The organism is Aminobacter sp. P4_D5 (genome assembly GCF_056401815.1).
Map to the genome: position 1 here is coordinate 30,750 of NZ_JBFUIP010000028.1, position 13,812 is coordinate 44,561.

Genomic DNA, 13,812 nt, shown 5'->3' on the forward strand with positions numbered 1-13,812 from the left:
TTTCGCATACCCTTGACCAAACGATAAAAACACGCCTTCGCCAAAGAAGACCAAAACCAGCCAGAGGTGGAAAGAATGCCAAGAAATTCAACTGATTTCGGCTTGTCCAGGCGTACCCTGATCAAGGCTGCGGGTGCGTCCGCGGCCGTCGCGATGGCCGGTCTGCCCGTGCGCCTGTTTGCGGCTGACCCGCTGAAGGTCGCCGCCGTCTACACTGTGCCTGTGGAGCAGCAGTGGGTCAGCCGTATCCACAAGGCGGCAAACGCTGCCAAGGAACGCGGCGACATCGAATATGTCTATTCGGAAAACACCGCCAACAACGACTATGAGCGCGTTATGCGCGAATACGCCGAGGCCGGCCACAAGCTGATCCTGGGCGAAGTGTTCGGCGTCGAAGACGCCGCACGCGCGGTCGCCAAGGATTATCCCGACGTTGCTTTCCTGATGGGATCGAGCTTCAAGCCGGATGCCGCGGTGCCGAATTTCTCGGTGTTCGACAACTACATCCAGGACGCTTCCTACCTCTCGGGCATCGTCGCAGGCGCCATGACCAAGTCGAAGAACATCGGCATGGTCGGCGGCTACCCGATCCCCGAGGTTAATCGTCTGATGAACGCCTTCATGGCCGGCGTAAAGGAAACCGCGCCCGACACCAAATTCCAAGTCTCCTTCATAGGCTCATGGTTCGATCCGCCCAAGGCCAAGGAAACCGCCTTCGCCCAGATCGACGGCGGTGCTGACCTGCTCTACGCCGAGCGCTTTGGCGTTTCCGATGCCGCCAAGGAAAAGAAGGTTCTGGCGATCGGCAACGTCATCGACACCCAGGCCGAATATCCCGAAACCGTGGTTGCCTCGGCGCTCTGGCACTTCGAACCGACGCTCGACAAGGCGATTGCCGAGGTCAAGGCCGGCGCCTTCAAGGCCGAGGACTACGGCGTCTACTCATTCATGAAGAACGGCGGTTCCTCGCTTGCACCGCTTGGCACTTTCGAAAACAAGGTGCCGGATGACGTCAAGGCCAAGGTCGCCGAGAGAGAAAAGGCGATCAAGGACGGGTCGTTCACTGTCGAGATCAACGATGCGGAGCCGAAATCGAGCTGATGACAGCTCTCTTCTCCCCGTCCTGAGCTTGTCGAAGGGACGGGGAGAAGATGCCGGCAGGCAGATGAGGGGCAGCATCAGCCTCTCAGAAGTTGGTGCCGCCCCTCATCCGGCCTTCGGGCCGCCTTCTCCCTTGAACGGGGAGAAGGGACCTCCATCGCTGCGGCCATCCCATGTCCATCGCCCCTGCCATTCCCGTCCTGCGCCTGTCCGGCATCACCAAGCGTTTCGGCCCGCTCACGGCCAACGACGCCATTTCCTTCGAACTCAAGCGGGGCGAGGTTATCGCCCTGCTTGGCGAGAATGGTGCGGGCAAGACCACGCTGATGAATATCCTGTTTGGCCACTATGTCGCCGACGAGGGCAGCGTCGAGGCGTTCGGCAAGCCCTTGCAGCCGGGCGACCCGCGCGCAGCACTCGACGCCGGTATCGGCATGGTGCACCAGCATTTCACGCTTGCCGACAATATGACGGTTCTGGAAAACATCGCGCTCGGCACGCAAAGCCTTTGGCTGCCGCGCCTCGACCGGGCCGCAGCGCGCCTGCGCATTGAGCAGCTTTCTACCGATTTCGGCCTGGCGGTCGATCCTGCCGCTATTGTGTCGGGTCTTTCGGTGGGCGAGCGCCAGCGCGTCGAAATCCTCAAGGCGCTTTACCGCGACGCCCGCATCCTGATCCTCGACGAGCCCACGGCGGTGCTGACGCCGGCCGAAACCGACGCGTTGTTCCGCACGCTCAAGCTGCTGGTCGCCAAGGGCCTGTCGATCATCTTCATCTCGCACAAGCTGCATGAAGTCATGGCCGTTAGCGACCGCGTGCTGGTGCTGCGGTCGGGTCGCCTTGCCGGCGAGCGCGCCACTGCCGCAACCGACCGCAAGGAGCTTGCGGCGTTGATGGTCGGACAGGAGGTCAAGCCCGCCGAGGTCGTGCCGGTCGAGCCGGGGGCTGCTCTTCTCGTGCTCGACGCAGTGTCCACCGGCCGTCGCAATGGTGCTGCACTCGACGGCGTCTCGCTCACCTTGCGCGCCGGCGAAATCACTGGCCTTGCGGGCGTTTCCGGCAACGGCCAGGCGGCACTTGCCGCGCTGCTCGCCGGCACGGAACGACCCACAAGCGGGAAAGTCGTGATCGGCGGCAGGCAAATTGGCGACTGGTCACCTAAGGCAGCCCTTGGTCACGGCATTGCCCGCATCCCCGAGGACCGTCATGCCGTCGGCACCATCGGCGACATGAGCGTGACAGAGAATGTCATTGCCGAACGTTACGCCAGCCCGCGCTTCAGCCGCATGGGCTTTCTCGACTGGAAGGCAGCGCGTGATTTCGCCGAACAGATCATCGCCGACTACGACGTCAAATGTCCGTCGCCTGAGGCACGCATCCGCCTTCTTTCGGGCGGCAACATGCAAAAGCTCATCCTCGGTCGTGCGCTCGATCCCGAACCGTCCGTGATCCTCGCCAGCCAGCCGACGCGCGGCCTCGATGTTGGCGCTGTCGCCTATGTCCACCGCATGCTGCTCGCCGCGCGGCAAAGGGGAGCTGCGATCCTGCTGATTTCCGAAGACCTTGAAGAGATTTTGGCCCTGTCCGACCGCATCGTCGTGATGTCCAAGGGCCGGCTGTCGAGCCCGTCTGCTCGCGGCGAACGCAGCATTCGCGAACTTGGGGAACTGATGGCCGGACACGGCGAAGAGGGAGGCAAGGATGCGGCTTGAGCCCAAACCCGCACCCTCGCTCGGCATGACCTTGCTGTTTCCGTTGGCGGCCGTCGCTGCCACGCTGGTGCTGACATCGCTGCTGGTGCTCGCTGCCGGCGCTTCGCCGCTGTCGGTATTCTACCTCGTCGCCAAGGGTGCCGCCGGATCACAATTCGCCCTGCTTGAGACGCTGACGCGCGCCACCCCGCTGATCTTCACCGGCCTTGCCGTTGCCGTCGCCTTCCGCGCCAAGCTGTGGAATATCGGCGCCGAAGCCCAGCTCTATATCGGCGGTGTGGTCACGGTCGTCCTCGGCACCGGCGCGCTGCCACTGCCCTCGGTCATCCTTATCCCTGTCATCATGCTTGCGGCGATGCTCGCCGGTGGCCTGTTGCTGCTTGGTCCGGCAATCCTCAAGACCCGCTTTGGCGTCGATGAGGTGGTGACCACGCTGCTGCTCAACTTCATCGTTTTGCTGTTTGTCTCGATGTTGCTCGAAGGCGTACTCAAGGATCCGATGGGCCTTGGCTGGCCGCAGTCGCAAAAGGTCATCGCGTCGGCCCAACTGCCGCGTATCATCCAGGGCAAGCGCCTGCACTACGGCTTCGTTGTAGCCATCATTTCGGCGATTGTTGTCTGGGTCATCATGAAAAAGACCGTGCTCGGTTATGAGATGCGCGCGGTCGGTCACAACCCCGAGGGCGCGCGTTTCGTCGGCATTCCGGTCAACCGCGTGCTGATGAAGACGGCACTCCTGTCGGGGGGCCTCGCCGCCCTTGCCGGCTTTTCGGAAGTGTCGGGCCTCAAGGGCAATCTGACGCTCGACCTGTCGCCTGGCTACGGCTATTCGGGCATCGTCGTTGCGATGCTGGCGATGCTCAATCCGCTTGGGGTCATTGCCTCGGCGATCTTCGTGGCCGGCATCTTCGTCGGTGCCGACGCGATGAGCCGCACCGCCGGCGTGCCGAGCTACATCGCCGACGTCATGGTCGCGACAGCCTTGCTCACCATGGTGGTCGCAATCCTGTTGACGCGGTTCCGGGTGAGGTGGAAGTGACCATGGACGCGTTTGAAATCCTCTTCACCGCCTCGTTCTGGGTCGCTGCCATCCGCATCGCCTCGCCGCTGATCTTCGCCACCATGGGTGAACTGATCTGCGAGCGCGCTGGCGTGCTCAATCTCGGCATCGAAGGCATCATGACCGCCGGCGCCTTCGCTGGCTGGTTCACCGTCTATGCCGGCGGCGACCTGTGGACCGGGGTGTTGGTGGCAGCTCTTGCCGGCGCCATGTTCGGGCTCTTGCATGCAACGCTTACCGTGCCGCTTGGCCTGTCGCAGCATGTCGTCGGCATCGGCGTCACCTTGCTTGCCACCAGTCTTACCTACTTCACCTATCGCCTGGCGTTGCCGGAAGTGACTTCGCCGCCCAAGATCGAGCCGTTCCAGCCCTTGCCGATTCCTGGCCTGTCGAAGATCCCGCTGTTGGGCGAGGCGCTGTTTACACAGACGCCGCTCACCTATCTCGCCTTCGTGACCGTCGCTGTCGTTGCCTGGGTTCTTTACCGCACGCCGGTCGGTCTTGCCGTCCGCGCCGCCGGCGAAAACCCTTCCGCCGTCGAGGCGCAAGGCATCTCGGTCACCGCCATCCGCATGGGCGCGGTCATGGTCGGCAGCGCGCTGATGGCGGTGGGTGGCGCCTTCCTCACCATGTCGGCGTTCAACTCGTTCTTCTTCGAGATGATCAATGGTCGCGGCTGGATCTGCATCGCACTTGTCGTCTTCGGCTCATGGCGGCCGGGCAAGGCGCTGCTTGGCGCCATCCTGTTTGCTGCCTTCGATGCCTACCAGGTCCGCCTGCAGCAGCTTTCCGGCGGCATCGTGCCCTATCAGGTGTTCCTGATGATGCCCTATGCACTATCGATCCTGGCGCTGATCCTGGTGGCGCGCCGCGCCACCTATCCGAAAGCGCTGATGATCCCTTATCAGAAAGGCGAGAGATGAGCTTCGACCTGATCGTCAAGGGCGGCACGCTGCCCGACGGAACCATTGCCGACATCGGCATCAAGGGCGACAAGATCGCAGCGATTGAGCCCAGGATCGAGGCTGCGGCCAAGACCATTGTCGACGCGTCGGGCAACCTCGTCAGCCAGCCCTTTGTCGATCCGCATTTCCACATGGACGCGACGCTGTCCTACGGCCTGCCGCGCATCAATGCCTCGGGCACGCTGCTCGAAGGCATCTCGCTTTGGGGTGAACTGAAGCCGCTGCTAACCCATGAAGCGGTCAAGGAGCGCGCGCTGGCTTATTGCGACTGGGCCGTGTCGATGGGCCTGCTCGCCATCCGCACCCATGTCGATACCTGCGACGACCGCCTGCTGGCCGTGGAAGCACTGCTCGAGGTCAAGAAGGAGATCGCGCCCTATATCGACCTGCAGCTTGTAGCTTTCCCGCAGGACGGCCTCTACCGCTCGCCCAATGCGCGCGACAACACGATCCGGGCTCTCGATATAGGTGTCGACATCGTCGGCGGCATTCCGCATTTTGAGCGCACCATGGCCGACGGCACGCGTTCGGTGACCGAGCTTTGCGAGATCGCCGAAAAGCGCGGCCTGATGGTCGACCTGCATTGCGACGAGACCGACGATCCGCTGTCGCGCCACATCGAGCAGCTTGCCTATGAAACCCAGCGCCTCGGCCTGCAGGGCAGGGTGGCGGGCTCGCATCTGACCTCGATGCATTCGATGGACAACTATTATGTCTCGAAGCTCATCCCGTTGATCGCCGAAGCAGGTGTCTCGGCCATCCCCAATCCGCTGATCAACATCATGCTGCAGGGCCGCCACGACAGCTACCCCAAGCGCCGCGGCATGACCCGCGTGCCCGAGATGCTGAAGGCTGGCATCCGCGTCGGCTGGGGCCAGGATTGCGTGCTCGACCCCTGGTATTCGCTCGGCACAGCCGACATGCTCGACGTCGCCTTCATGGGCCTGCATGTCGCGCAGATGTCGAGCCCGGCCGACATGCGCCACTGCTTCGACATGGTCACCAAGGTGAATGCCGAGATCATGGGGCTCGACCATCTTGGCATCGCCGTCGGCAAGACAGCGAGCCTCGTCGTGCTCGACGCCGGCAACCCGATCGAAGCCGTGCGCCTGCGCGCCGAGCGGCTGTGCGTCATTGCCAAGGGCAAGGTCGTTGCCGAGCGGGAAAAGCGCGAAACCAGCCTGTCGATCAGGGGCCGCCCGGCCTCGGTCAATCGCCGCCACATCGTGCCACCGCAGGCGAACTGAACCTTGCCGGACAGCTTTTCGAAGTCGTATGAAGAGCTTACAATCTAACGAGCGCAGGAGAAGCAGGGCCATGAGGAACAGCACGATTTTGATGCTCCTGATGACCACGTTGCTGGCCGGCTGCGTCACGGCTCAAGAGCAGCGCGCGCTCGATGAAGCAAAGTGCCGCTCCTACGGATTCAACAAAAAGAACGACGCTTTCGCCGCGTGCCTTCAACGCATCGATCTCGACCGTCGCGCCGCCTTCAGGGAAAGGACATACGACGATTTCTACGGGCCGTTCTACTATCGCCCGGCCATCGTCAGGCCTTGACCGGCGTGCGACGCCGCAACGCATCGCGATCGCCAAGTTAGCCCTCGCAAATGCGGCCTTCTCGGCCTAGATAGCGCCATTCGGGCTCGTTGCCCGGCGGATTCCTTGCCAATGACCTTCCGACAAGCCATCGCCCTCCCGAAGAACAATCTTGTTCTTGCGGGCATCCTTCTCATGTTGCTGGGCGACTTCATGTTCGCGCTCAACGACGCCATGGGCAAATGGCTGGTCACCAGCTTCTCCGTTGGCCAGGTTCTGTTGATCCGTTCCATCGGCGCCTTCATCATCTTGGGCCCGATGATCGCCAAGCAAGGCGTCGGCCCGCTGACCAAGGTCGAGCGTCCCGGCCTGCAGGTGCTGCGCGTCGTGCTCGCCACCGCCGATACCGGGTTTTTCTATGCCGCTGTCGCTTATCTGCCGCTTGCAGACGTGATGACCTTCTACATGGCCGGGCCGATCTATATCGCCGCCCTGTCGCACTTCTTCCTGGGCGAAAAGGTCGGCTGGCGGCGCTGGATCGCCATCATGCTCGGCTTCTGCGGCGTGGTCATCGCATTGCGCCCGTCCACCGCCTCGCTGTCGTGGCCTTCGCTCTTTGCCATCGTCGGCAGCCTGTCGTTCTCCATCACGCTGATTCTCAGCCGGAAGCTGCGCGCCACCAACGACACCACGCTTGTCACCTGGCAGACGCTCGGCGCACTCGCCGTCGGCGGCGTGCTTGCGATCGCCGACTGGCGCACGCCAAATGCGCTCGACTGGTCGGCCATGCTGCTGCTCGGCGTCGTCTCTTGCGCGGCGCACCTGATGATCACGCGCGCGCTCAAGCTCGCGCCGGCCTCGCTATTGGCGCCGCTGCAATACACGCTGCTGTTGTGGGCGGTGGTCATGGGCATCGTCTTCTTCGGCGATTACCCCGACGCGCAGGGCCTCATAGGTTCCGCGATCATCGTCGTTGCCGGCCTGTTCATCTTCCACCGTCAGAAAGTGGTGGACAAGGCCGAGCCCGAGACGGTCCCGACCAGTGTTCACTGAGGCCTATCTGCCCAGCACGAGCGCCCAATAGCGTTCTTCGCTGCCGGCGTCGGCGCGCACATAGGCGAGGCCGAAGCTGGAGAAGCGCGGGTCGAGCATGTTGCGGCGATGGCCGTCCGAGTTCATCCACATCGAAAACAGCTTGGCCGGCTCCATCCGGCCATGGGCGATGTTTTCAGCGGCCGCACCTTCGACGCCATTGGCGTTCATGCGCGTCGCAAAATCCTTGCCGAGGCCCGTGGTGTGCGCCATGCGCCCGGCGCGCGCCATATAGCCGGCCTGCTGTAGCGCGGCGCGCTCCAGCGTGGGGTTGGGCGTCAGCGGCGGCAAGCCGTGCTCCGAGCGGATGGTCTGGAGGTAGGCAACACCGGTCGTCGAAGCGCCGCCGCCTTCGCCGACAACGTTCGAACCCGTCTGGCAGGCCGCCAGGAATAGCAAGCCGCCCATCGTCATTGCGCGCGACACTGCGCTGATCATCCGCTGAGCCATTGTCCGATCCTTGTTCCGTCCCCCGCCAGCCTTGATAGTGCAGATCATGGCTTTTTGGCGAATTCCGGCGATCTTCAGGCCTTCACGCGCTTTGCTGTCGGGTCGAACATTGGGTCGAGATGAATCCTGGCGGGCACTTTTTCAGTCGCCACGACGAGTTCGTAGTCGCCCGATTTGAGGAAGTCGTCGCTGACGCCTGACGGGTTGCGGACATAGCCGTAGCCGATGTTCTTGCCCACCGTGTAGCCGTAACCGCCACTGGTCAGATATCCCACCGGCTCGCCATTGCGCAGGATCGTCTCGCGCCCCACCAGGACCACGTCCTTGTCGTCGACGGTGAAGCCGGCGAGCCGCTTGGTTGGGGCCGTGCCGGCAAGTTTTTCCAGCGCCTTTCGCCCGAGGAAATCGGTGTTTTTCCTGAGCTTCACCGCCCAGCCGAGCCCTGCCTCGAATGGCGTGTCGTTGGGCGTGATGTCGGAGCCCCAGGCGCGGTAGCCTTTCTCCAGCCTCAGCGATTCCAGCGCGCGATAGCCGATGGGGCGGATGTCGTGCGTCTTGCCCGCTGCCATCAGTGCGTCGAACACCTCGCCGGTGGCGGCGATCGGCACATGCAGTTCCCAGCCGAGTTCGCCGACATAGGTGACGCGCAGCGCCCTGACGGTCGTGCCTGCAATGACGATTTCGCGGGCATGGCCAAACGGGAAAGCAGCGTTCGAAACATCGGCCTTTGTCACGGCTTCCAGCACGTTTCGCGCTTTCGGCCCCATCAGCGAAAGCGTGCCGAATTCCTCGGTCACGTCGACAAGCCTGGCGTCGAGCCCTGATGGGATGTGGTCGCTGATCCAGGCAAGGTCATGCGTGCGGAAGCCCGTGCCGGTAACGATGTAGAATTTGTCGTCAGTCAGCCGCGCTACGGTTAGGTCGGCTTCGATGCCGCCACGGGTGTTGAGCAATTGCGTGTATGTCAGTCGCCCTGCAGGCTTCGCCACGTCGTTGGCGCAGATGAAATCGAGCGCCTGTTGCGCGTCTGGGCCGCTCATCTCGTATTTGGCGAAGGACGACTGGTCGAAAGTGCCGACCGCCTTGCGCACATGAGCGTGTTCGTCGCCGACGGGCTGGAACCAGTTCTGCCGGCCCATCGAATAGATGTCCTTGGCCTCGATGCCATCAGGCGCGAACCAGTTGGGGCGCTCCCAGCCGAGCTTGGAGCCGAACACCGCGCCATGCTTCTTCAGCCGCTCATAGAGCGGCGAGACGATGTAGGGCCGGCCGCTTTCATATTCCTCATGCGGAAAGCCGATCGTGTAGTGCTTGCCATAGGCTTCGAGCGTGCGGTCCGACACCCATTGGCGGTCGCGGTGCAGGTTGGAGAAGCGTCTGATGTCGACGACCCAAAGGTCGAGCGGGGCTTCGCCGTCGACCACCCATTGCGCCAGTACCCAGCCCGCACCGCCGCCCGAGGCGATGCCGAAGGCGTTGAAGCCGGCACCGACGAACATGTTCGAGCATTCCGGTGCCGAACCGAGAATGAAATTGCCGTCAGGCGTAAAACTCTCCGGGCCATTGATCATCTGCTTGACGCCGACGGTCTCCAAGGCCGGAACGCGCGCGATCGCCTGCGTCATGTGCTGTTCGAAATGGTCGTAGTCGTCGTCGAACAGGCGGAACTCCCAGTCATTGGGCACATCGCCGGTGGTCCATCCCTGCGGGTTCGGCTCGTAGCCGCCCATCACAAGCCCGCCGACCTCTTCCTTGAAATAGGTGCGGCGGTCGGGATCGCGAATGGTCGGTGCGTCGGTCGAAAGCCCCGGCACTTTCTCGGTGATGATGTACTGGTGCTTCACCGGCTGCAGCGGCACGTTGATGCCGGCCATGGCACCCACCTGCCGCGCCCATTGGCCGGCACAGTTCACCACCTTGTCGCAGGCGATGTCGCCCTGGTCGGTCTTCACCTTCAGGATGCGGCCGTCCTTCATCTCGAAGCCGGTCACGCACACATTCTCGAACAGCTTGGCGCCATGCATGCGCGCTCCCTTGGCGAGCGACTGGGTGATGTCGGAGGGGCTTGCCTGGCCGTCGGTCGGCAGCCAAGAGGCGCCAACAAGATCGGACGTCTCCATTAAGGGCCACATGCGCTTGACCTCTTGCGGCGACACCAGCTGCATGTCCATGCCGAAGCTCTTTGCCGTCGTTGCCAGCCTCTTGTATTCGGTCCAGCGGGCCTGGTTGGTGGCGAGCCTGAGGCACCCGGTCATCTTCCAGCCAGTGGCCAGCCCCGTCTCAGCCTCCAGCCCCTTGTAGAGGTCGACCGAATATTTGAGCACGCGCGTGATCGACGCCGACGAACGCAGCTGCCCGACAAGACCGGCCGCATGCCAGGTTGAACCAGAGGTCAGTTTGCCCTGCTCAAGCACGATGACGTCGGCCTTGTGGTCGCGGGCGAGATGGTAGGCCGTCGAGCAGCCGATGATACCACCACCGATGACGACGATCTGCGCATGTGAGGGGAGGGCCATTGTCAGAGCTTTCCGTATTGCGTGCGATAGGTTTCGAGTGCCGTCTCGAGCTTTTCGAGGTTCTCGGTGGTGTAGGCGACGTAGTCGACACCGGGGGCGGAGAGGTGCAGTTCCGAGACCATGCTCCACATCGCTTCGCGCAGCAGCGAGGCGCATTGCATGGCCGCGTGCGAGCGCCTGATTTCCCGGTCGGGCGCCGCGCCAAAGTAATTGGCAAGCAACTCGTCAGACTCCTCGGATGTCATCCCGGCATTGGAAGCCGTGCCGGCAAGATCGAACATCGCGGTCGAAAAGCCGGCATATTCGAAATCGATCAGCCAAAGCCGCTTGCCATCGTCGAGAAAGTTGGCCGGCAGCAGGTCGTTGTGGCTGAAGATGATCGGCAGCGGCGTCTGCGCCTTTTCCAGCGCGTCGGCCAATGCGAGATAGCGCGGCAGCTCGGCCGCCATCCGGCTTTTGCCGGCCTCGAGCGTGCGGGCATAATCGCGGATGACATGGAACGCCCAGAACATGAAGCCGGGGCCCGAGACATGCCAGGGCATCTCGTCATGGAAGCGCCTGACCAGCTTCGCGATACGTGCCGCATTGGCGCGCACATCGTCAGCGCCATAAGTCTTGGCACCGAGGAATTCGGTCACCATCACACCAGGCGCGGCGTATTGCAATTCCGGGGCGAAGCCCGCCTCATGGGCTGCCTTGGCGACCATCACCTCGCGGTCGCGAAAGACATGATGGAAGGGAAAATCCTGTCCGAAGCGTACCACGTGGGCTCCTGAGGCATCCCTCACCACCCAGCTTTCGTTGCTGATCCCGCCCTTGAGCGGGGCGATCGTCAGCGCCCCGTTCCACAGCGGCAGGGCGCGGATGCGGTCCTCGCTCGTCGTCATCCAGCCCTCCGCGCTGTGCATGACGCGTTCCCCATTGTCGCGTCTTGATCTTATTGGGTGATAGTCTCACGCAGCGGAAGCGCCGATGTCAACGCAAGTTTGTGGCTTTAGTTGTTTTTATGACCGTATCTGTTGAGATGGAGCGCAATGTCGCGGTAGACTCGGGCAGAAAACTCCCCATTTGCGGCCATGCCGCGCATTCGACCAGGGCCGCATGATGAACCATTCCAAGCGCCACAACGAAATCCTGCGCCTGCTCAACGATGAGGGCACGATCACCATCGCCGACCTCGCCAACAAGCTTGGCGTGTCGCTGGAAACCGTGCGGCGCGACGTCAAGCCGCTTACGGCGGACGGGTCGATCCTGAAGATGCATGGCGCCATCGGCCTGCCGTCGGTGGTGGGCGAAGCGCCCTTCGAACGGCGAATGCGCGACAATGCCGACGCCAAGCGCGCCATCGCCAGGGCGGTCGCGGCAACGATCCATGACGGCGAGGCGGTCATGCTCGATACCGGCACCACCACCAGCTACCTCGCCCGCGAGCTGCTCGGCCACCGCCGCCTGACGGTCGTGACCAATTCGTCCGACATCGCCCGCACGCTGGCCACCGTAAACGGCAACAAGGTCTACATGGCGGGCGGCGAACTGCGCAGCGACAGCGGTGCGGCCTTCGGTGTCTCGGCAATCGAATTCGTCAGCCGTTTCGCCGTCACCCACGCGGTGATTTCGGCCGGTGCTGTCGACGTCGCCAACGGTGTGATGGACTACAATCTGGAAGAGGCCGAGTTCGCCCGCGTGGTGTTGTCGCGCGGCCAGCGATCGGTCGTGGTCACCGACCACACCAAGTTTGGCCGCCAGGGCCTGGTCCAGGTCTGCGGCTTCTCCGGCTTCACCGAATTGGTCACCGACCAGCAGCCATCGGCCGACCTGGCGAAAGCGCTTGCAGACGCTGGCGCGCAGCTCACCATCGCCGGCGCCTGAGGCTTAAGCCTGTACGAAGACCAGCCTGAAGCAGGCGCCTTTTTGCTCGCTGCACGCAAGCTCGATACGACCGCCATGTATCTGCATGATCTCCTGCACCAGGTTGAGCCCGAGGCCCGCCCCATGCCCGCGCGGCCGCAGCCGGTAGAAGGGCTCGAAGATTTTTTCACGCTCGGCTGCAGGCACGCCGTCGCCCTCGTCTGAAACCTCGACGATGGCCGGGCTGTTCACCGCAATCGTGATCTTGCCTGTGCCGCCGCCATGTTCGATCGCGTTCTGAACGAGATTGGTGATGGCGCGTTCTACTGCGGTCCGGTCGCCTTTGGCGAACAGCTCGCCGCGCGCTGGCTCAAACGACATCTCGTAGCCTGCCGCAAACGCCATCGGCGCGAGATCAAGGACAACTCCACGCGCCACCGCCACCATGTCGATGCGGGAGAAGCTTTGCGCCTGCCGGCTGAGGCGCTGGATGTCGAGAAGCTGATCGGTCAGCGTCGACAGCCGCGCCGTGTCCTGCAAGAGCCTCGCCCGCTCGGGCGTCGCCGGCAGTGAGGTGATGCGGGTGTTGAGGATCGCGACCGGCGTGCGCAATTCATGCGCTGCGTCGATCAGGAATCTTTTGTGTCGTTCATAGCCCTTGTCGAGGCGATCGAGCGCGCCGTTGACGGCCTTGACCAGCGGCGCGATCTCCGAGGGGATGCGATCGACCGGCAGTCGCACGCCGCGCTCATCGATATCGATCTTCTCAGCCAGCGCCGCTGCCTGCCTCAGGCCCCGGAAGGCGCTACGCACCACCAGCGGGATCACCAGCAACGTCGCCACCGCCATCACCCCGCCGACAGGGAGGATGACCTCCATGAAGAGTTCGGGTGTCACGGCAAGCAATGCGGTGATCTGGAACCGGCCTTGCGCGCCGGTGAAAATCTGAACCCTGCCAGCGCTGGTGTCGTACCACTGAACCGTCGCAGCGGGCAGTGTCGTGCCCTTCTTCCAGACCAGCTTGGCATTGTCGATATGGTCGAGCGCGGCGGCCATGCGGGTGAATTCAGGGGGCACGGTGCCTTCGGAAAGGGTGTGGCCCTGCTCGTCGCGCAGCACGAACCACAGGTCGGGCACCTCTTCGCGCAGGTCGGTCAGCGCCCGGCCCTGTTTGAGAACGAGTTCGCCCGATGCGTCCTTTTGGACAGCTTTTTTGAGGACTTCGACCGCGCGGCCTTCATATTCGTCCGGAATGACGCCGGTGACGATGAGCGCGCCGAGGATCATGAAGATCAGCAGCGTGAGCAGGACGACCTGCAGCACCACCAGCCGCCATACCAGCCGCCATTTCAGCGAGATCGGGCGGAAGAAGCGCGTGACCGGCCGGAGAATCCGCAAGAAGAAGTTCATGAAATCTCGCGCAACAGGTAGCCGACGCCGCGCACGCCGTTGATCTCCACCTTGCCGTCGGCTTCAGYCAGCTTGCGCCGCAGCCGCGACACATGCGTGTCGAGCGCGTTGGATTGGAT

General features: G+C 63.1%; 13 protein-coding genes. 8 read left to right on the forward strand and 5 right to left on the reverse strand.

Going from position 1 to position 13,812, the window contains the following annotated elements; translation table 11 throughout:
* Positions 1-75 precede the first annotated feature (75 nt).
* The 7 genes from AC1DWF_RS08955 (at position 76) to AC1DWF_RS08985 (ending at position 7,430) form a co-directional block, all read left to right on the forward strand.
* Complete coding sequence (locus AC1DWF_RS08955; RefSeq protein WP_476783128.1) at positions 76-1,101, forward strand: BMP family protein; 1,026 nt, start codon at positions 76-78, stop codon at positions 1,099-1,101.
* 173 nt (positions 1,102-1,274) lie between these two features.
* On the forward strand, positions 1,275-2,813 hold the full coding sequence (locus AC1DWF_RS08960; RefSeq protein WP_476783129.1) for an ABC transporter ATP-binding protein: 1,539 nt from the start codon (positions 1,275-1,277) through the stop codon (positions 2,811-2,813).
* The gene (locus tag AC1DWF_RS08965; protein WP_476783130.1) at positions 2,803-3,852 is read left to right on the forward strand and encodes an ABC transporter permease; all 1,050 of its coding nucleotides are present in this window, start codon (positions 2,803-2,805) and stop codon (positions 3,850-3,852) included. Before AC1DWF_RS08960 ends, AC1DWF_RS08965 begins: the two co-directional genes overlap by 11 nt.
* 2 nt (positions 3,853-3,854) lie before the next feature.
* The gene (locus tag AC1DWF_RS08970) at positions 3,855-4,796 is read left to right on the forward strand and encodes an ABC transporter permease (protein ID WP_476783131.1); all 942 of its coding nucleotides are present in this window, start codon (positions 3,855-3,857) and stop codon (positions 4,794-4,796) included.
* Entirely contained in the window at positions 4,793-6,085 is a 1,293-nt protein-coding gene (locus tag AC1DWF_RS08975; RefSeq protein WP_476783132.1) for an amidohydrolase family protein, read from the forward strand. The genes AC1DWF_RS08970 and AC1DWF_RS08975 overlap by 4 nt, the downstream gene beginning before the upstream one ends.
* A 100-nt stretch (positions 6,086-6,185) precedes the next feature.
* Complete coding sequence (locus tag AC1DWF_RS08980) at positions 6,186-6,398, forward strand: hypothetical protein (protein ID WP_476841613.1); 213 nt, start codon at positions 6,186-6,188, stop codon at positions 6,396-6,398.
* Between the two features lie 111 nt (positions 6,399-6,509).
* A complete protein-coding gene (locus AC1DWF_RS08985) occupies positions 6,510-7,430 on the forward strand; it encodes a DMT family transporter (protein ID WP_476787974.1) in 921 nt (306 codons plus the stop codon).
* A 3-nt stretch (positions 7,431-7,433) separates the two neighbouring features.
* On the opposite strand, the gene AC1DWF_RS08990 is transcribed toward AC1DWF_RS08985, so the two are convergent.
* The 3 genes from AC1DWF_RS08990 to AC1DWF_RS09000 all read right to left on the reverse strand — a co-directional run bounded on the left by AC1DWF_RS08990 (position 7,434) and on the right by AC1DWF_RS09000 (position 11,322).
* Positions 7,434-7,919, reverse strand: coding sequence for a CAP domain-containing protein (locus tag AC1DWF_RS08990; protein ID WP_476782743.1), 486 nt, complete (start codon positions 7,917-7,919; stop codon positions 7,434-7,436).
* A 74-nt stretch (positions 7,920-7,993) separates the two neighbouring features.
* Positions 7,994-10,435, reverse strand: coding sequence for a GcvT family protein (locus AC1DWF_RS08995; protein WP_476782742.1), 2,442 nt, complete (start codon positions 10,433-10,435; stop codon positions 7,994-7,996).
* 2 nt (positions 10,436-10,437) lie between these two features.
* Entirely contained in the window at positions 10,438-11,322 is an 885-nt protein-coding gene (locus tag AC1DWF_RS09000; protein ID WP_476782741.1) for a phosphotransferase, read from the reverse strand.
* Positions 11,323-11,539: 217 nt separating this feature from the next.
* Between AC1DWF_RS09000 and AC1DWF_RS09005 the strand changes: the two genes are divergently transcribed.
* Positions 11,540-12,304, forward strand: coding sequence for a DeoR/GlpR family DNA-binding transcription regulator (locus AC1DWF_RS09005; protein WP_476782745.1), 765 nt, complete (start codon positions 11,540-11,542; stop codon positions 12,302-12,304).
* Between the two features lie 3 nt (positions 12,305-12,307).
* On the opposite strand, the gene AC1DWF_RS09010 is transcribed toward AC1DWF_RS09005, so the two are convergent.
* Together AC1DWF_RS09010 and AC1DWF_RS09015 are read right to left on the reverse strand one after the other, a co-directional pair.
* Entirely contained in the window at positions 12,308-13,693 is a 1,386-nt protein-coding gene (locus AC1DWF_RS09010; RefSeq protein ID WP_476782740.1) for a sensor histidine kinase, read from the reverse strand.
* On the reverse strand, positions 13,690-13,812 hold a 123-nt coding region (locus AC1DWF_RS09015), incomplete at its 5' end, for a winged helix-turn-helix domain-containing protein (protein ID WP_476841614.1). The genes AC1DWF_RS09010 and AC1DWF_RS09015, both read right to left, overlap by 4 nt.